Annotated in this window: 14 protein-coding genes; 8 read left to right on the forward strand and 6 right to left on the reverse strand. The window is 73.2% G+C overall.

The window, feature by feature from the left end:
• The coding region (locus tag CTKZ_RS10240) for a hypothetical protein (protein WP_235843433.1) at window positions 1-622 on the reverse strand (622 nt) is incomplete at its 3' end.
• 365 nt (window positions 623-987) lie between these two features.
• On the opposite strand from CTKZ_RS10240, the gene CTKZ_RS10245 reads away from it, so the two are divergent.
• Entirely contained in the window at window positions 988-2,226 is a 1,239-nt protein-coding gene (locus CTKZ_RS10245) for an NUDIX hydrolase (protein WP_124342858.1), read from the forward strand.
• 70 nt (window positions 2,227-2,296) lie between these two features.
• Here CTKZ_RS10245 and CTKZ_RS10250 read toward each other — a convergent pair whose 3' ends face one another.
• The gene (locus tag CTKZ_RS10250) at window positions 2,297-3,361 is read right to left on the reverse strand and encodes an LLM class flavin-dependent oxidoreductase (RefSeq protein ID WP_124342859.1); all 1,065 of its coding nucleotides are present in this window, start codon (window positions 3,359-3,361) and stop codon (window positions 2,297-2,299) included.
• Window positions 3,362-3,679: 318 nt separating this feature from the next.
• On the opposite strand from CTKZ_RS10250, the gene CTKZ_RS10255 reads away from it, so the two are divergent.
• The 4 genes from CTKZ_RS10255 (at window position 3,680) to CTKZ_RS10270 (ending at window position 11,197) form a co-directional block, all read left to right on the forward strand.
• Window positions 3,680-5,248: a pectate lyase family protein gene (locus CTKZ_RS10255; protein ID WP_124342860.1), complete on the forward strand. Its 1,569-nt coding sequence runs from the start codon at window positions 3,680-3,682 to the stop codon at window positions 5,246-5,248.
• A gap of 211 nt (window positions 5,249-5,459) precedes the next feature.
• A complete protein-coding gene (locus tag CTKZ_RS10260) occupies window positions 5,460-6,125 on the forward strand; it encodes a hypothetical protein (protein WP_124342861.1) in 666 nt (221 codons plus the stop codon).
• An 8-nt stretch (window positions 6,126-6,133) separates the two neighbouring features.
• Window positions 6,134-7,369 (forward strand): alpha-amylase family protein, encoded by a 1,236-nt coding sequence (locus tag CTKZ_RS10265; RefSeq protein ID WP_124342862.1) that lies wholly within the window; start codon window positions 6,134-6,136, stop codon window positions 7,367-7,369.
• 468 nt (window positions 7,370-7,837) lie between these two features.
• Entirely contained in the window at window positions 7,838-11,197 is a 3,360-nt protein-coding gene (locus CTKZ_RS10270) for a glycosyl hydrolase (protein ID WP_124342863.1), read from the forward strand.
• Between the two features lie 139 nt (window positions 11,198-11,336).
• Here the strand turns inward: CTKZ_RS10270 and CTKZ_RS10275 are convergent, their stop codons facing one another.
• The 4 genes from CTKZ_RS10275 to CTKZ_RS10290 all read right to left on the reverse strand — a co-directional run bounded on the left by CTKZ_RS10275 (window position 11,337) and on the right by CTKZ_RS10290 (window position 14,502).
• Window positions 11,337-12,314: a LacI family DNA-binding transcriptional regulator gene (locus CTKZ_RS10275; protein WP_235843434.1), complete on the reverse strand. Its 978-nt coding sequence runs from the start codon at window positions 12,312-12,314 to the stop codon at window positions 11,337-11,339.
• A gap of 160 nt (window positions 12,315-12,474) precedes the next feature.
• Window positions 12,475-13,230 (reverse strand): AIM24 family protein, encoded by a 756-nt coding sequence (locus CTKZ_RS10280; RefSeq protein ID WP_124342865.1) that lies wholly within the window; start codon window positions 13,228-13,230, stop codon window positions 12,475-12,477.
• On the reverse strand, window positions 13,230-13,871 hold the full coding sequence (locus CTKZ_RS10285) for an AIM24 family protein (protein WP_124342866.1): 642 nt from the start codon (window positions 13,869-13,871) through the stop codon (window positions 13,230-13,232). The genes CTKZ_RS10280 and CTKZ_RS10285 overlap by 1 nt, the downstream gene beginning before the upstream one ends.
• Before the next feature lie 13 nt (window positions 13,872-13,884).
• Window positions 13,885-14,502 (reverse strand): AIM24 family protein, encoded by a 618-nt coding sequence (locus tag CTKZ_RS10290; RefSeq protein ID WP_124342867.1) that lies wholly within the window; start codon window positions 14,500-14,502, stop codon window positions 13,885-13,887.
• Window positions 14,503-14,805: 303 nt separating this feature from the next.
• On the opposite strand from CTKZ_RS10290, the gene CTKZ_RS10295 reads away from it, so the two are divergent.
• From CTKZ_RS10295 to CTKZ_RS10305, 3 genes are all read left to right on the forward strand, one after another.
• Window positions 14,806-15,162 carry a PIN domain-containing protein gene (locus tag CTKZ_RS10295; protein ID WP_124342868.1) on the forward strand — a complete coding sequence of 119 codons (357 nt, stop codon included), beginning with the start codon at window positions 14,806-14,808 and terminating at the stop codon, window positions 15,160-15,162.
• Between the two features lie 59 nt (window positions 15,163-15,221).
• Window positions 15,222-17,120 (forward strand): HSP90 family protein, encoded by a 1,899-nt coding sequence (locus CTKZ_RS10300; protein WP_124342869.1) that lies wholly within the window; start codon window positions 15,222-15,224, stop codon window positions 17,118-17,120.
• The coding region (locus CTKZ_RS10305) for a hypothetical protein (RefSeq protein WP_200829699.1) at window positions 17,117-19,069 on the forward strand (1,953 nt) is incomplete at its 3' end. The genes CTKZ_RS10300 and CTKZ_RS10305, both read left to right, overlap by 4 nt.

The following is a 19,069-nucleotide window of genomic DNA, read 5'->3' on the forward strand; positions in this document are numbered from 1 at the left end:
GGGCGGGGTCGGGGGCGGCGTACGGGCGGGCCGGCGCGTGCGTGCCGGCGGCCTCGTAGCCTCCGGCAGGCTCGGGCGCGGTGACCGCGGGCGCCGGGGACGACTCGTGGGCGTCCGCGTCGGCGCGCTCCTGCGCGCGGTCCTGCTCGACGACGACGCCCAGGAGCGACGTCGCGACGAAGCCGGCGCCGGCCGCGAGGAGGATCGACGTCGCGGTCGCGGCGGACGACGCGACGAACGCCGAGGGGTCCGCGGAGTAGGTGGCCTCGTACGCGCCGGCCATCGCGGCGGTGCCGAGCAGCGCCGCCCACAGCGGGAGGCGCCCGCGCGTGGCCCCGGCGACGGCCAGGCAGACCGCGAGGACGACGAGCACGGCGACGGCGCGTCCGGCGGCGGAGTCGGGCAGTGCGGCGGCCCGCAGCGCGTAGCCGAGCCACGCGGCGAGGAACCCGACGGCGAACGCCCCGGCGCGCGCGCCGGGGGAGCGGTCGGGCACGAGCCCGAGGGCCCCGCCGAGCGCGGCGCCGAGGAGGGTGACGCCCTGGAGGTCAGGGCCGGAGAACAGGACGATCGCGGTCGCGAGGACCGCGAGGGCGAGGCCCGCCAGGATGTGACGCCTCATGCTTGACCACCTCGTCGTGGTGACCGCCGGCGGGGTGCGCCCGGGGCGGTGGTGCGGGGACACGGTCGCCCGACGGGCCCGCTACCTGCACCGTCACCCTTGACGGTGGTCGTCGAGCGGGCCCTCGGGCGCAACCGAGCGACTGTCTAGCAGTCGGTCCGGCACCTGAGCCACGCGGTACTAGGTAAATCGACGCGGTACCAGGTAGATCGTTATGTCGCCGTGATCTTCGGCGCGTGAAGCACAGCGGCCGGGACCACGGACGGACGACTCGGGCGGTCCGCGGAGAGCGGCGACGTCGGAGCGGGCAGCCGGCGCCCTACGCTGGGCCGCGTGACCCCCGCGTGCGGCCTCCGGCGTCGTTCATGACCGTCGTCCGCCGGTGGGTCCTCACCACCGCATGGCGCCTGGGGGCCTTCCTCCTCCAGACCCGGTGGATCGTCCTGAGCGTCGTGCTCGCGGCGGCCGGTGTCATCGGCCTCTACCGAGCGACGCCCGTGTGGCTCAACTGGTCGCTCGCGCTCGTCTCGCTCGTCCTGCTGGTGCTGGAGGTGCGCGCGCACGCCGCACGACTGGCCTCGGTGCAGTTCGTCGACCGGGTCGACGACTTCCAGGACGTCGCCGCCTCCCTCCGTGGCTCTGACCGGTTCCGGGTGGTCGACACGGGGGCGGGACACGTGGTGCTCGACTCCGTCGCGGCGGCCGCGATCGCCCGCGGCACCGTGGTGGCGAGGCTCAGCCTCACGGGCTACGTCCTGCCGCGTGAGCTCCGCGGCTACGGGGCCGCGTTCTGTCGGCGCCGCGTCTCGCGCGGTGCGACGTACAACGGCCACCTCCTGGGGCTCGCGACCGACGTCGGCACCGGGCCCACCCTGCCCACGACCACGTGGAACCTCGTCCCCGCGCGGTACTGGGACCACCTGGGGAGCGACATCTTCGCGACCAAGGACGTCCTCGTGTCCGGCCGGCTCGAGAGCGGATTCGGGCGCTCGCTGTTCGTCGACCGACGAGGGCGCCTGCGCGATCACGGCGAGAGCTGGCTGCTGAACGCGATCGGGACGTCGGTGCTCGCGCTCACGACCGACGGTCGGCTGGTCGTCGTCTCGCAGTCCGCCCACAACGAGTCGAGCGGCGGTTTGCTCGCACCGAGCGGCTCGGGGTCCCTCGAACCCGCCGACGTCGGTGCGGCCGGGGCGTCCGACCTCGCGACGATCGCCGCGCACGGTGCGCTTCGCGAGCTGGAGGAGGAGACCGGGCTCCGCCGCGACGACGTGGTCGACTGGCGGCATCTCGGCTACGGCCGTTGGCTCGAGAAGGCAGGGAAGCCGGAGCTGTTCACCGTCGCGGCGCTGCGGGTGGACTCCCACGAGCTGCACCGGCGACGGATCCCCTCCGCCGACCGGCCGTACACGCTCGGTGCCGAGGCGGTGCGTCTGCGTGCTCGTGACGAGTGGGACGCCGACCCGAGGTCGACGGTCGACCCCGCCGTCCGCCACCGGCTGAGCGCTCCTCTCGTCGCCGGGCTCAGCCTGCTGGTGACGGCCGCCGGCGACGCCGCGAACCCCGCTCACCGACTCGTGGTGGGGCGACTTCCCGTGGCCTAGGACGACGGCGTGCCGGTGCGCTGGAGGATCCCCGACGGCGTGCCGGTCGGCCCCGCAGCGGCGCCGCCGGTCAGTCGCGCAGCAGCGGGAGCAGCTGGTCGCCCTGGCGGCGGATCTCGCGGAGGTAAGGGGTGTCGGACAGGACGAAGTGCGTGACGCCCAGGTCCTGGTAGCGGCGCAGGGACTTCGCGACGTCCTCGGGGGACCCGACGAGCCACGTCGTGCCCGCACCCCCGCCGCCGAACCGGCCCGGAGCCGTGTAGAGGTGGTCGTCGAGCACGTCGCCACGAGCGGCGAGGTCCAGCAGGCGCTGCTGACCGACGGCGGTGCCGCGGTGCCGGTCGACGGGTGCGGTGCCGCGCGTGCGGGCGAGCTCGGCGACCTTCGCCTCGGCGTCCGCCCAGGCCTCCTCGGTGGTGTCGCGGACGAACGTCGTGACGCGCAGCCCGAACTGCAGCGGCGGGTGCGCGCGACCGAGCCGCTGCTCGAGGGTCCGGAGGCGGTCGATGCGCTCCTCGACTCCCGCGAGCGGCTCGCCCCAGAACAGCTGGACGTCGGCCTCGGTGGCGGCGACCCGCTCGGCGGCCTCGGACGCACCGCCGAAGTACAAGGTGGGGTGCCGCCGGTCGCCGCGCGGCTCGATGCGGGGCTGGACCGTCGACCCGGTGACCTGGAAGTGCTCGCCGCGGAAGTCGACGTGCTCCTGCGTCCAGAGCCGTCGGACGAGCTGGAGGAACTCGCGCGTACGGGCGTACCGGTCGGCCTGGTCGCCGTCCGCGTCGCCGTACGCGGCGAGGTCGTCCTTGCCGGAGACGACGTTGACGCGCACGCGGCCGCCCGTGAGGTGGTCGAGCGTCGCGGCGGCGGCCGCGAAGTGCGCTGGGCGCCAGTAGCCCGGCCGGACCGCGACGAGCGGCTCGAACGTCGTGGTGCGCGCGGCCAGCGCGGCGGCGACCGTGAAGGTGTCGGGCCGTCCCCAGCCGGTGCCGAGCAGTGCGCCCCTCCAGCCGTGCTGCTCGAGCGCGACGGCCTGCTCGGTGAGCGTGTCCAGGCTGTTGTGGCGTGCGGACACGGGCTCGCCGCGGTGACCCGGCGCGACCTGGTTGGGGATGTACCAGAGGAACTCGGCGCTCATCGGTGACCTCCTGTCGAGAGCGCGCACTGTCCCCCGCGTCTGATGGCATGTCCAGGGCTCCGTCGGGACGTCCCGCGTGGTGAGAAGCGTGCGAAGGTGCTCGCCCGGGCTCGCATCGCTGCAGGTCAAGAGGCTTTTCGCGTCGCGAAACGTTTAGCCGTTGAGTCTGCGGAAACCGCTGTCCTACGATCGAGAAACCGGTTACTCACACGGTGTGGGTGACGTCTGCAGAACCCGCGACGACGCGGCGCAGCGCCCTCGACGGCGCGCGGGACGCACCACGGCACTGCCCCTTCGATGACGAGGTGAGAGGCAACGATGAACCGACCAGTCGCAGTGCGACTCCTCGCAGCGGGAGCCACGACGGCCCTGGCTGCCACGCTCGGACTGACCGCCCTGGCTGCCCCCGGCGCCGTCGCGGTCGCCGGGTCCGCCAACGGCTACGCCGCCCAGAACGGCGGCACCACCGGCGGTGCCGGCGGCACGACCGTCAAGGCGACCAGCGGGACCGCCATCCACCAGGCGCTCTGCGGTCGCGCGAGCACCAGCACGCCCATCACGATCCAGGTCGAGGGCACGATCACCGTCGGCAACACCGCCAAGGTGTCGGGCTCGTGCAACACCGCGGCGGGCGTGATCGAGCTCAAGGGCATCAGCAACGTGACGATCGAGGGCGTGGGCAGCGGTGCCACGTTCGACCAGATCGGGATCCACATCCGCGACTCGCGGAACATCATCATCCAGAACGTCACCGTCAAGAACGTCAAGAAGTCCGGCTCGCCCACGTCGAACGGTGGCGACGCCATCGGCATGGAGAGCACCGTCCGCAACGTCTGGGTCGACCACGTGACGCTCGAGGCGTCGGGCGGCGAGGACCAGGGCTTCGACGGCCTCTTCGACATGAAGGACGACGTCCAGTACGTGACGCTGTCCTACTCGATCCTGCGCAACTCCGGCCGCGGCGGCCTCATCGGGTCGAGCGAGAGCGACACCGGGAACAGCTTCATCACGTTCCACCACAACCTGTACTCGAACATCGAGTCCCGCACGCCGCTGCTGCGTGGCGGCACGGCGCACATCTACAACAACCACTACGTCAACCTCGCCAAGTCCGGCATCAACTCGCGCGCCGGGGCCAAGGCGAAGGTCGAGAACAACTACTTCGAGGACTCGAAGGACGTGCTCGGCACGTTCTACACGTCCGAGCGGGGCACCTGGCAGACCGCCGGCAACATCCTCGACAACGTGACCTGGTCCTCGACCGGCTCCGACAACTACCCCGCCGGGCCGAGCATGGCGTCGACCACCACGGTCTCCGTGCCGTACTCGTACTCCCTCGACGGCGCGTCGTGCGTCCCCAGCGTCGTCTCGTCGACCGCCGGCGCGAACAAGGGCCTGAAGACGTCGAACGGCTCCTGCACGCCGACCAACCCGAGCCCGACGCCGACGCAGACCTCGAACCCGACGCCGACCCAGACGTCGAACCCGACGCCCACGTCGAACCCGACCACGCCGCCGAGCGGCACCAACCTGAGCATCGGCGCGGGTGCGGACGGCTCGAGCAAGGCGTCGGGCACGAGCTACGGCAACGTCATCGACGGCTCGACCAGCACGTACTGGTCGCCCTCCGGCTCGACCGGGAAGATCTCGGTCAAGTGGGGTTCCGCCACGACGATCTCGAAGGTGAACGTCGTCCAGGCGTCGGGCGGCGGCTCGATCGGCTCCTGGAAGATCCTCAACGGCGACAACGGCTCGACCCTCGCGTCCGGCAGCGGCGCACCCGGCGTCGTCTCGTTCTCGTCGACGTCGCTCAAGAAGGTGACCCTGGAGATCGTCAGCGCGTCGGGCACGCCGCGCATCGCCGAGCTCCAGACGTTCGCCGGCTGACCCGCCGCTCGGCCGGCGGCACCGACGGCCGCGTGAGCGGCCCACGGACCGGGTGACCGACAGCCCGGTCGACCAGGGGGAGCCCCGAGGAGTCCTGCACGAGGACCCTCGGGGCTCCGCCTCGTCGTGACCCGGTCGCCTCGCGGACTGTGCGACCCGCCGCGCGCGTCCGCTCCACCCGGGGAGCAGGGCGGAGTAACGTCCAGCGACCGTGGACGCCTCGTACCCGCCGCCCGCCCCGCCGACCTCCACGACGCCGCGCCGCTCGCTCGTCGGCCCTGTCGTCCTGACGTCGGCCGGCGCGCTGCTGCTCGTCGCCACGATGGTCGCCGCGGTCGTGGTCCTGCGCACGTTCCTGTCGCTGCTGCCGCTCGGCGTGATCGACGCGCAGGGTGAGGCGGGACCCTCGGCGGTGGCATGGACCGACGTGCCGGGCGCGGTCGACGTGGACCTCGCGCCCGGGCGCTACGACGTGTTCCTCGTGGTCGACGACGTCGACGCCCACACGGGCCTCGACGCGGACGTGCGGGTCGTCGGGCCCGACGGGTCGCCGGTCGAGGTCGACGACGCCCCGGGCGTCAGCATCAACGCACAGCGCGGCGACCGGCGGGCGTCCAACGTGGCGGCGTTCACCGTCGCGACGGCGGGTCAGCACACGGTCGTCGTCCCGGGCTCGCCGAGCGACGGCGCGCTCGCGGTCGTCGCGGAGGGGCAGCGGACGTCGTCGTTCCTGCTGGGCGTGTTCGGCACGATCGGTGGCGTCTTCCTCACGATCGTCCTCGGCCTGCTCGGGCTGGGCCTGACGGTGGGCGGTGTCGTCTGGTGGGCGCTGCGCGCGCGGGCCCGTACGGTCGGACCGACGGCACGCGTCGGCTGAGGAGGGGCATGGGCTGGGTCGAGCACTGCATCTGGTGGCACGTCTACCCGTTGGGGTTCACGGGGGCGCCGATCCGGACCGAGCACGACGCGGCGCACCGGCTGCGGCACCTCGAGGCGTGGCTCGACTACGCGGTCGAGCTCGGCACGTCGGGGCTGCTGCTCGGGCCGGTGTTCGCGTCGGAGTCGCACGGGTACGACACGCTCGACCACTTCCGGATCGACCCGCGGCTCGGCGACGAGGAGGACGTCGACCACCTCGTCACCGCGTGCCGTGAGCGAGGGCTGCGCGTCGTGCTGGACGGGGTGTTCAACCACGTCGGCGCCGGGCACCCATGGGTGCGCGAGGTGCTGGAGGGCGGCCCCGACGGTCCGCTCGCCGACGTGCTGCGCGTCGACTGGTCGGACCCGGCGGCGCCGCGGCTGGGCGACTTCGAGGGGCACGGCTCGCTCGTCGCGCTGAACCACGGCTCGCCGCAGGTCGTCGACCTCGTCGCACGCGTGATGACGACGTGGCTCGACCGCGGGATCGACGGCTGGCGGCTCGACGCGGCGTACGCGGTGCCGACCGAGTTCTGGGCGCAGGTGCTGCCGCGCGTGCGCGAGTCGCACCCCGACGCGTGGTTCGTCGGCGAGGTCATCCACGGGGACTACGCCGCGATCGCGCGGGCGGCGACGTTCGACTCGGTGACGCAGTACGAGCTGTGGAAGGCGATCTGGAGCAGCCTCGTCGACGGCAACTTCTTCGAGCTCGACTGGGCGCTGCAGCGGCACGCGGAGATCCTGGACAGCGTGCTGACCAGCACGTTCGTGGGGAACCACGACGTCAGCCGCATCGCGTCGACCGTCGGGCCGGAGGGTGCCGTGCTGGCGCTCGTCGTCCTCATGACCGTCGGTGGCGTGCCGTCCGTCTACTACGGCGACGAGCAGGGGTACGCGGGCGTCAAGGAGGAGCGGCTGGGCGGCGACGACGACGTGCGCCCGTCGATGCCCGCGTCGCCGGGCGACCTCGCGGCGTGGGGCGGCGACACGTTCCGCCGGCACCAGGAGCTCATCGGGCTGCGTCGTCGGCACCCGTGGCTGGTCCGGGCGACGACCACCGCGACGTCGCTGACCAACACGCGGTACGCGTACACGGCGCGCGCGGGCGACGAGGCGTTGCACGTCGAGCTCGACGTCACCGACGGTCACCGCGCGGTGGTGCGCGACGACGCCGGGACGGTGCTGTTCGAGTACCGCGCCTGACCGGGTTGCCCGGGCGGTGCCGACGCCGTCGCACGCGTACGTGCGGGTGACGCGCGTGCGCAGGGCGGGTGCGGGCGGTGTCCCTCGTCCGGGGACGACTTCCTCCTTCCGCTTGACTTTGTCCGGCGTCGCCACCAGCCTTGACGCTCAACGCCGGTGACACGAGTCAACGACCGTGACCAGGCCTCAGAGACGAGGCCCTGCGCCGGCGACGGACTGCACCACGGCGGTCACGAGCCGCCCGCACCACGCCGGCCACGAGGCACGGTCCGCGCTGCGACAGGGACGTCGCGGCGCCACCGCGCCGACGACCGGCGCCCGCCCCGCACCGGCGCTGCGTCTCGCGACGCCGGTGAGACCAGCACGTCCCGGCGCGCACGTCCCCCGACGCCCGCGCCGCCCCCGGTGCCGCACGACGCGTCGACGACGACAGCCGGCGGCACCCGACCCGAGAACGGAGACCGTCGGATGTCATCCCATCCCCTGCCGGTGAGGGCGCGAGCCGTCGACCGGCGCGCCCTCGTGGCGATGATCGTGCTCGGCGCCCTGGTGGCGTACCTCGTCCAGGCGCTGTTCCTGCCCGTCCCGCGCGCCGCCGCCGTCGCGGTGGGCTCCGGCAGCTACGCCGAGGGGACGCCCAGCGGCGGTGCGGTGCCCACGGAGTGCAACGGCACCCCGGTCACCAACCCGCGCGCGCACGTCACGTCGAGCTTCCCGGCGGGGGCGATCCCGACGAACGACTGGTGGACGTCGCTGCTGTGGCGCAAGTTCGACTGCAACGCGATCTCCGAGAACCTCGTCGCGCACCCGCTGACGTTCAAGGCGTTCACGAACGGGCTCGGCGTGAGCTACCCGACGACGCCCAGCGTCTCCGGCACGTCGACGGGTGTGAGCGAGTACCACTACTCCTACGCCGAGGACTTCCGCCTCGGCGTCGCGGGCCTGTCGTCGGACGGCAAGGTCGACGGCTACTCCGACTGGACCGTCAGCGAGCTCTGGACGAACGGCTCGAGCAGCCTGCGCACGACGTTCGGGCACGGCCTGCCGTTCGTCTACGCGACCAAGACCGGCGGCAACGCGACGCTCACGACGACCGGCACGCCGACCGTGTGGAGCAACACCAACGCGGCGCTCGGCTTCACGGTCAACGGGCACGACTACGCGGCGTTCGCACCCTCTGGTTCCACGTGGAACATCTCGGGGACGTCGATCAGCTCGTCGCTGAACGGCAAGGACTTCTTCTCCGTCGCGGTCCTCCCGACGGCGTCGGGCAGCAGCACGTCGGACAAGGTCGCCGCGCTCAACGCCTACGCGACCTACGCGCACAACCACGTCACGGGCACCAAGGTGTCGTGGTCGTACGACGAGTCGACCGCGCGCATGACGGCGACCTACGCGTTCACCACGACCGCCAAGCAGGGGTCGGCGACGGGCACCGTGTACGCCCTCTACCCGCACCAGCGCGACCAGCTCTCGGGCGTCACCCCGAGCAGCTACGCGTACGTCTCGCCGCGCGGCCCGATTCGCGTCGTCATCGGCTCGTCGCAGTTCCAGACCGTCACCGCGTTCAACGGCGTGCTCCCGCAGCTCGCGTCGACCGGCTTCACGCCCGGCTCGGCCGACGCGACGCAGCTGAACGGCTACGTCGACCAGGTCGCCGCGACCGACCCGTTCGCGGGCTTCGGCGAGGACACCTACTGGACGGGCAAGGCCTTCGGCCGGGCCGCGCAGGTCATCCAGATCGCCAACCTCACGGGCAACACCACCGCGCGCGACAAGCTGCTCGCCTCGGTCAAGACGCGCCTCACCGACTGGATGACCGCGTCCTCCGGCGAGACGCAGCGGGCGTTCTGGTACAACCCGTCGTGGGGCACGCTCATCGGCTACCCCGCGTCGTACGGCTCGGACACCGACCTCAACGACCACCACTTCCACTACGGCTACTACGTCGTCGCGGCCGCGAACGTCGCGCAGTTCGACCCGTCGTGGGCCGCGGACTCCGCGTACGGCGGGATGGTCAACACCGTCATCAAGGACGCCGCGAACTGGGACCGCACCGACACCCGGTTCCCGTTCCTGCGCGACTTCGACATCTACGCCGGCCACGACTGGGCCTCCGGGCACGGCGCGTTCGGCGCGGGCAACAACCAGGAGTCGTCGTCCGAGGGCATGAACTTCGCCAGCGGGCTCATCCAGTGGGGCCAGGCGACGGGCAACAAGACGGTCCGTGACCTGGGCATCTACCTCTACACGACGCAGGCGTCGGCCATCGAGAACTACTGGTTCGACACCGACGACGAGGCGTTCCCGGCCTCCTTCGGGCACTCCACGGTCGGCATGGTGTGGGGCGACGGCGGCGCGTACTCGACGTGGTTCTCCGCCGAGCCCGAGATGATCCAGGGCATCAACCTGCTGCCCAGCACCGCGGGTCACCTCTACCTCGGCTACAACCCGTCGTACATCGGTCGGAACCTCACGGAGCTCGAGCGCAACAACGGCGGCAAGGCGACGGTGTGGCAGGACATCATCTGGGAGTTCCAGGCCCTGGCCGACGCCCCCACCGCGCTGTCCGAGTTCCGGTCCCAGGCCGGCTCGTACACCGTCGAGGAGGGCGAGTCCCGGGCGCACACGTTCTACTGGCTGAAGAACCTGTCCGTGCTCGGCACCGTCGACCGGTCCGTCACGGCGAACACCCCGCTGCACGCGGTCTTCGTCAAGAACGGCACGCGCACCTACCAGGCCGCCAACATGGGCAGCTCGGCGATCACCGTGACGTTCTCCAACGGCGTCACGCTGTCCGTGCCGGCGCGGTCCGTCGCGTCGACGACGGGCGGCTCGACCGGCGGTGACACGACGGCGCCCTCGACCCCGTCGGGGCTGAGCGCATCCGGCACGACGTCGTCCTCGACCTCGCTCTCGTGGTCGGCCTCGACCGACAACGTCGCGGTCACGGGCTACGAGGTGCTGCGCAACGGGACCGTCGTCGGCTCGACGTCCGGCACGACGTACACGGCGTCCGGGCTGTCCGCCGGCACGACGTACACGTTCGCCGTCCGGGCGTACGACGCGGCCGGCAACCGGTCGTCGTCCAGCACGTCGGTCAACGTCTCCACGCCGTCCGGCACCGGGAGCGACACCACGGCACCGTCCACGCCGGGCGGTCTCGCCGCGTCGGGCACGACCTCGTCGTCGACGACCCTGGCGTGGTCCGCGTCGACCGACAACGTCGGGGTGACCGGGTACGAGGTGCTGCGGAACGGCACGGTCGTCGGCTCGACGTCCGGCACGTCCTACACCGCGTCCGGCCTGTCCGCGTCCACGGCCTACACGTTCGCGGTCCGAGCGTACGACGCCGCCGGCAACCGGTCCGCGACCAGCGGCTCGGTGTCCGTCACGACGTCGGCCGGCACGGGCACGGGCGTCGACGCGACGTCCCGCATCCAGGCGGAGGCGTTCAACGGCCAGTCGGGCACCGCCACCGAGGCGACGTCCGACACCGACGGCGGCCTCAACGTCGCCTGGATCGGCAACGGCGACCACCTGCGGTTCGACAACGTCCGCTTCGGCACCACGGCCCGCACGCAGTTCAGCGCGCGCGTCGCGTCCGGGGCGGCCGCCGGGGTCAGCGGGCTCGTGGTCGTGCGGCTCGACAGCCCCACCGCCCAGCCGGTCGGCAGCTTCGCGATCGGCAGTACGGGCGGCTGGCAGACGTGGAAGACGGTCCCGACGAACATCGCGGGCGTGACCGGCACCCACACGGTCTACCTGACGTTCGAGTCCGGTCAGCCGGCCGACTTCGTCAACGTCAACTGGTTCACGTTCCAGTAGGCCGACCGACGACAGGGCGCACCCACCGGGCTCCACACCGGCGGGTGCGCCCTGTCGTCGTATCAGGACGGCTCGCCGTCGCGTCGTGGGGGCGTCACGCCGGGACACGACGACGCGACCGGGACCTCGACGGGCAGGGTCAGGTGGACTCGCGTGCGACGACGTGGAAGACGTCGCTCGTCTGGGACGGCGGCCGGACCGCGGGGTCGAGCGCGGCGAGCACGGAGGCCGCGAGGTAGGACGCCTGCGCGTCGATGGCCTGCCAGATCGTGGTCAGCGGCGGGGCCGCGAGCTTCGCGGTCGGGATGTCGTCGACGCCGATCACGGCGACGTCGTCGGGCACGCGCAGCCCTTCGGCGCGCAGCCCGGCCAGCACCGCCAGCGCGACCTCGTCGTTGTACGCGGCCACTGCCGTCACGGGCTCGTCGCCGGACCGCCACGCGCGCACGGCGGCCGTCGCCGACTCGACGTCGAGCCCGACGGCCGCGACGCGCGGGGCGGGCAACCCGTGGTCCTGGCACGCGGCCTGCACGCCCGCGAGCCGCCGGTCGGCGAAGGCGGACAGCCGGTCGTCGGCAGGAGCGGCGTAGGCCAGCGCGCGGTGCCCGCGCTCGACCAGGTGGTCGACCTGGAGCGCGCCGATGTTCGTCTGCGGGACGGAGAAGATCTCGGGGTGCGGGTCCTCGTCGAGAGCCGTGCCGACGACGGGGATGCCGGCCCGACGCATCGCGTAGGTGTCCTCGTCGGCGAAGGGCGCGAGGCCCAGCACAGCGCACGGCGTCACCGCACGCCACAGGTCGGCAAGCGACCCCTTGCCGCGGCCGCTGTGCACGAGCACCGACAGTCCGTGGTCGGCGAGCGTCGTCGTGAGGTGGTCGATGAGGGTGTCGATGACGGGCCCGACGGTCCAGTCAGGGAGCACGACGAGCACGAGGTCCGACCGGCCCGAGCGCAGGGTCCGCGCCGCCGCCGACGGGGTGTAGCCGAGGCGGGCCGCCGCGTCGAGGACGCGCTGCCGGGTCGCGTCGGTGATGACGACGCCGTCCTTGGCGTTCAGCACGTAGCTCACCGTGGTGCGCGAGACGCCGCTCTCCCGAGCCACGTCGGCACTGGTCACGCGCGGCACGGTCTTCCTCCTCAACCTGGCCGGACTGCGCCGCCCACCCTAGACCCGCGCACCCGCGCGGAAGCCGCACGTCGTCGAAGAACGCGCAGGCGGCCCAACGACGCCCGTCCTGCGGCGGCGCGGCCGGTCGCGCGCACCGCCGCAGCAGCGGTCAGGCCTGCTGCGACCGGGCGACGAGCTTGTGTCCGAGCTGGCCCGCGGAGTGGGCGTCGAGCATCTGCGTCTGCGCCTCGACGATCCGCAGCAGCGCGGGGTCGTGCCGCTGCACCTCGGACGACTGGAGCAGCACGGTGCCCTTGCCGGTGAAGTCGTACTGCCGCTCCTCGCCGGACTCGCGGCCGAACAGCATCTGCACGCCCGACATGAGCGAGTGCGCCATCCAGTTGTAGTCGTAGTGGTGGCTCGGCGACGGGCAGTCGGCCCAGCCGAGCAGCGCCTCGGGATCGGCGCGGAACGGCGGCTCGACGAAGATGACGGGCCCGTTCGACGACGCGAGGAACTTGCCCGTGCCGATGAGCGTGACGAACCCGGGCACGATCGACTGCTTGAGCTCGAGGCCCGTCTCGAACGCGAGCAGGTTGGTCTGCTTGATCGTGAGGTTGCCGTCGCCCAGGTCGTACGAGTTGATGTCGTTGCCGCGGTCGCCGATCACGAGCTTGCCGCGACCGCTCGCGACGACCCACTCCTGCGCGTACAGCGGCGACGCGAACCGGGCCGCGACCCAGGACGCGCGCGACGCGTAGGCGCTCACGGCGGAGAAGTCGATGTTGCCGTAGTACGCGATCATCGCGCCCTTCGACGTGAACCACTCGCCGTTCAGGTCGATCGAGAACGAGTACGCGTTGACGTTGTCGTTCGCCGGGAGGGTCCGGGCGTCGTAGACCGTGGTGTCGATCCCGCTGATCATCAGAACTTCTCCTCGGACGCCTGGACATAGACCGTGCCGTGTCCCGACACGTGGAGCTGGAACGCCTCGCCGGACCCGCGGCCGACGAGGTCGCGCAGGCCGACGCTGGCCTTGAGGTCGACGTTCAGGGCGCCGGTGTGGCCGACGTACGCCTGCGGGTCGACGCCGACGACGTCCCCGGTGAGCTGCAGCGGGAAGGTGCCGCCGTGCGACAGCAGCGCGACCGACCCGTGCCCGGAGATGCGCGTGGTGAACAGGCCCTGCCCCGTCATGGCGCCGCGGACCGCGGAGCGGATGCCGCCCTGGCCGATGAACTCGACGCTCGTCTGGAGGTTCGCGTCGTGCGCGAGCAGCCGGTCCGCCTCGACCGTGAGGGAGTCGCCCGTGAGGTCGACGACCGTCACGTGCAGGCCGCGGAACCCGTACAGGACGGAGCCGTTGCCCTCGGTCGCCATCATCGGGTTGGACTCGCCGGACATCGCCGCGCCGACGAACCCGCCGACGCCCTGCCCCTGGCCGCTGATCGGGCGGAACGACACGTTGCCCTCGTACCCGAGCATCGCGCCGCGCCGCGCGAGCACCGGGTTCTGCGTCGTCACGGGGATGCGGACGACCTTGCTGTTGACCTTCTCGAACGCCATCGTCGTCGCCCTCTCAGCGCTCGGCCGGCTGGATGTAGACGGTGCCGTTGCCCTCGAACCGCAGGGAGAACGGCTCGCCCCCGTCCTCGCCGATGACGGACCGCCAGGAGACGCCCGACACGAGGCTCATCTGCGTCTGCCCGGTGCCCGCGACGTACACGTCCGGGTCGACGACGAGCGGCTCGCCGGGGGTGACGGCAAGGGCGATCAGCGGGCCCTCGGACATGATGGCGACCTGCCCGGTGCCGGTCACGGTGGTCGTGGCGAGGCCCTGCCCGCTGGTCATGCCCCGCAGCCCGGCGAACTGCACGTCGAGCTGGAGACCGTCGGTCACGGCGAGGATGTGGTCGGACTCGACCGTCAGCCGGTCGTTCTGCAGCTGCACGACGGTCACGTCCATCGCGTCCTGCGCGAGGTAGACGCGGCCCGCGCCGCTGCACGTCATGAGGGAGATCGACTCGCCGGCGACGCGCTGCTTGAGCGCGGCGCGGAAACCGCCGCCGCCGCCCATGCCGGCCGACTTGAACTCGACCTTGCCGGTGTAGGCGACCATCGAGCCGGACGCGGCCCGGACGGAGTCGCCCTGGAGGTCGGCGTGCAGGACGCGCTTGTCCGCGGTGAGGACGGCCACGGTTCCCCTGTCTGACGGGCGCGCGCGTGAGCGCGCGGGCGGAGGGCGACGCCACGTCCGGGGGCGGTGGGCGTCAGGACTCCGGGGAGCCTAACCGTGCGGTGCGACGCCCGCGCCGCGTTCGGGCCGGGAGAGCAGGTGATTCCCCGACTCGGGGGAACCGCCCCCCGGCGCGACGACACGACGACGCCCCGACGGCGCGACATCGATGCCTCGCGGCCGCGCCGATGTCGCTCAGTTCGCCACCTTCCCCCGCGCCACCGAGAGCGATGTGAGTCGGCCCTCGTCCGGCTCCCGTACGCGGTGGACCGCGATCTCTGGCAGTCGCGGCTGGAACGCGGTCTGCTCCGCATCACCGTCGTCATGCGGCTCGAGGTCGGCTTCAGCGCGGTGTCCGCCCGAGCCGCACGCGCGGCCGGCGACGTCCCCCCGATCTCGCTGATGCCCGTCGAGCACCTCACGCCCGGGATCGAGGCGCGTGCGGTCGAGGTGCAGATCCTTCTCGCCGAGCGCGGCGAGCACCGATCAGCCTCCATCCCTGACCTTCTGGTGGCGGCGACGGCGGAGAAGCTGGGCCTCACGGTGCTCGCGGTCGACAAGAATCTCGACCTGATCGCCGACGTGACCGGCCAGCGGGTCGAGACGCTCGACTTCGCCTGAGAGCGTCCTGCCCCGGAGAACCAGCACCGGGCGCGGGGGTTGGCACCTACAGTGCACGGGTGCCTGACGACGGGACGAGCGGGACGACGACGCAGAGCGCCTTCCAGGTCGACCTGCGCGGCGTCGTCGAGCTCCTGAGCCACCACCTCTACTCCGGCCCGCGCGTGTACGTGCGCGAGGTCGTCCAGAACGCGGTCGACGCGGTGACGGTGCGCGGCGCGCGCGACGACCGCCCGGCGCTGCTCCTGGTCCCGGCCGACGTGTCCGACGACGGCCGCCTGCACGCGATGGACTCGGGCGTCGGGCTCGACGAGGACGACGTACGCACGTTCCTCGCGACGATCGGCCGGTCGAGCAAGCGCGACGAGCTCGGCCTGGCGCGGTCCGACCTGCTCGGGCGGTTCGGCATCGGGCTGCTGTCGTGCTTCATGGTCACGGACGCGATCGAGGTCGTGTCCCGCCGCGGCGACCGGGCCGACGAGCCGCCCGTGCGCTGGGTCGGCGAGGCGGACGGGACGTACCGGTTGCAGCCCTGGGCCGGGAACGAACAGGCGGACGACGAGCGCGCCGGCTGGCTCGGCGCCGGCCCGGGCACGTGCGTCGCCCTCGCACCGCGCCGCGGGTCGGAGCACCTGCTGAGCAGCCCGAGCGTCGTCGAGCTGGCCCGGCACTACGGCGCGTACCTGCCGCACCGCGTGGTCGTCCGCACGCCCGACGGCGACGTCGAGGTGAGCGACCGGACCCCGCCGTGGCGCGAGACGGACCCCGAGCGGCGACGCGACGCGTGCGTGCGGCTCGCGGAGGCCGAGCTCGGCGGGACGCCGTTCCACGTGCTGCCGATCCGGGTGCCGGAGGCCGGGCTCGACGGCGTCGCCGTGATCGCCGGGCAGCGCTCGTCGAGCGCGCGGCACGGGCGCCACCGCGTGCACCTCAAGGGCATGCTGCTGTCCGACCAGGTGCCGGACCTCGTCCCCGAGTGGGCGTTCTTCGTGCGGTGCGCGGTCGACGCGGAGCTGCTGCGCCCGACGGCGGACCGCGAGGGTCTCGTCGAGGACGACCTGCTGGAGCACGTCCGCACGTCGATCGGCGAGCAGGTCCGCGCGTGGCTCGTGCGGCTCGCGGCGACGCAGCCGCACCGGCTGCGCGAGTTCCTGTCGCTGCACGACACCGCGGTCAAGGCGCTCGCGCTGCACGACGACGAGCTGCTGCGCATCGTCCTGCCGCTGCTGCCCTTCGAGACGAACCAGGGCGTCACGACGCTGCCCCAGCTGCTGGCCACGACGGACGTCGTGCGCGTCACGCAGTCGATCGACGACTTCCGGCAGGTCGGGGCGGTGCTCGCCGCGCAAGGCGTGGCGGTCGTCAACGGCGGGTACACGTTCGACCTCGCGCTCGTGCACCGGCTGGTCGACGTCCGGCCCGACGCGGTCGTGGAGCGCGTGACGCCGACGGACGTCGAGGGGCACGTGCGGTTCGTCGGGGAGGAGCGCGCGCGTGAGGTCGCGTCGGCGCTCGACGAGGTCCGGGCGGTGCTCGACGCCGTCCAGGTGGACGTCGAGCTGCGCTCGTACGCACCCGCGACGCTCCCGGCGCTGCTCGTCGAGGACGACGCGGCGCAGGACCGGCGCGAGGTCCGGGCCGTGGCCGCCGAGGTCGACGACGCGTGGGGTGCGCTGCTGGGGGCGTTCGACGACGGCGGGAGCGACCGCCCGCGCCTGCTGCTCAACGACGCCAACCCGACGGTCCGGCGCGTCCTCGCGCTCGACGACGCGACGCTGCGCGGCCTCGCCGCCGAGACGCTGTACGGCCGCGCCCTGCTCGCCGCGCCGCGACGCCTGCGCCCCGCCGACTCGGCCCTGCTCGACCGCTCGTTCAACGCCCTGCTGGACCGCGCGGTCGCGACGGCGACCCCCGCCACCGAGACCCCCGCCACCGACCCCGAGGGGACGACCCGATGACCGTGACGCGTGCCGAGGTCGAGGAGCTGCTCCAGCGGCTCGCGCAGACGCCGCCGAACGCGAAGCCCGACGTCGCGACGGAGCTCGTCCAGGTCGCCGACGCGCAGGGCGACGCCGACCTGCGGTTCCGCGCCCGCCTGGCGTACGTGTCGTCGCTGCACCACGCCAACGACCGGCACCGCATGTTCGCGCCGTTCGTCTACGTCCTCCAGCAGTACGACGCCGCGCCCGGCTGGATGACGGAGGAGCAGCGGTGGGAGGTCCTCTGGCTGCACAAGTGGATGGTCACGTGGCTCGTCGACCACCCGCAGGTGCCGCTCGCGCAGCTCCAGGAGGTGCTCGACGGCATGCGGCGCCGGTACGCGGAAGCCGGCGAAGGGCTCGCGCCCGTGCTCGGCTGCGCGTACGTGCTGCGCGCGCACGTCGACGGGGAGGCCGCGGCCGAGGCCGAGTTCGACGCGTGGGTGCGCGCGCCGCGCACGCACCTGTCGGACTGCGAGGGCTGCGAGCCGTCGGCGCGCATCGCGCACCTCGCCGAGCTGGGCCGGCACGCGGAGGTGCTCGCCGAGCTCGCGCCCGTGGTCGACGGCGACGTGGGGTGCAGCGAGCAGCCGCAGGTCGCGATCGGCGAGGCGCTGACGTCGCTCGTCGTCGTCGGCGACCACGACCGCGCCGCGACGCTGCACCGCACCGCGTTCCGGGCGAGCCGGTCCAACCCCGCGGACACGGCCTCGGTCGCGCGGCACCTGCACGTGCTCGCGCGCACCGGCAACCTCACGCGCGGGCTCGAGGTGCTCGGCGAGCAGCGGCACGCGCTCGAGCACCCGTCGTCGCCCTACGCGGGGATGGAGCTCGCCGCGGCGGCGACGCGACTGCTGCACGCGGTCGTCGCGGCCGGGGACGGCGACGCGACGGTCCGCGGTGGCGGTCGGCCGCCCGAGCGCGCCGCCGACCTGCTGGCCCGCGTCGAGGAGCAGACGTGGTCGCTCGCGCGCGCGTTCGACGAGCGCAACGGCACGACGGCCGTCGGCGACCGCGTGCGCGCGTGGGTCGAGGCACCCGACCTCCCGCACCTCCCGCTCGGCCCCGTCACGGCCCCCGCCGAGACCGTCGCGCGCCTCGACGTGGTCCGGACCCCGCTCGACCCGACGTTCGGCGCCGACCCGGGCGGCCTCGACCTGCCCGCGCTCGCGGAGCTCGTGATCCTCGCGCGCCGCCGTGCGTCGACCCCGACGTGGACGCGTCTCGTGGCGCACTGGAAGGCGCGCCGCGACGGCGAGCTCGCGACCCTCGACCGGGTCGACGCCGTCGCCGTGCGCGCCGCCGCGGATCTCGACGCGTTCGCGCTGTGGGCGCCGTCCCCGCAGCCCGACGTGTCGCTCGCGACGAGCGCCGCGGAGCTCTACCGGACGCTCGGCGACGAGGCCGAGGCCGTGCTCGTCGAGGTCCTGGCGGACCTGCAAGCCGGTCGCCCGGTCGACGTGGCCGCCGTGATCGCGGCCGTCGACGCGCACGGCACCCCCGTCCAGCGGGCGCGCGTCCGGTCGCGGGTCGCCGCCGAGGCGCTCGAGGAGCAGGCCCGGGCGCTCCACACGGAGGCCTACGCGATCCTCGTCGAGGCCCGCCCGACCTCCGCCGAGGACCGGTCGGTCGCGGCGCGCGTGCTGCTCGACGTCACGCCGTTCGGCCCCGACCGTCCGGCCGTCCTGCAGAGCGCGCTCGACCTGCTCGACGACGGCGACGAGCCCATGCTGCGCGCGCAGGTCGCGGCCGAGCGGGCCGTCGCGAGCGCGCAGGACGGTGACCTCGACGCCGCGCACGCGCACTTCGACGAGGCCGCCCGGGTCGCGCGCGTCGCCGGTGCGCCCGAGGTGCTGCTCCAGGTCGAGGCGCGCCGCGCGCACGTGCTCGCCGGGACGGGTCAGCCGGACCGCGCGGAGGCGCTCGCG

This window comes from Cellulomonas algicola, assembly GCF_003851725.1.
In the GTDB taxonomy this organism is placed as follows: Bacteria; Actinomycetota; Actinomycetes; order Actinomycetales; family Cellulomonadaceae; genus Cellulomonas; species Cellulomonas algicola.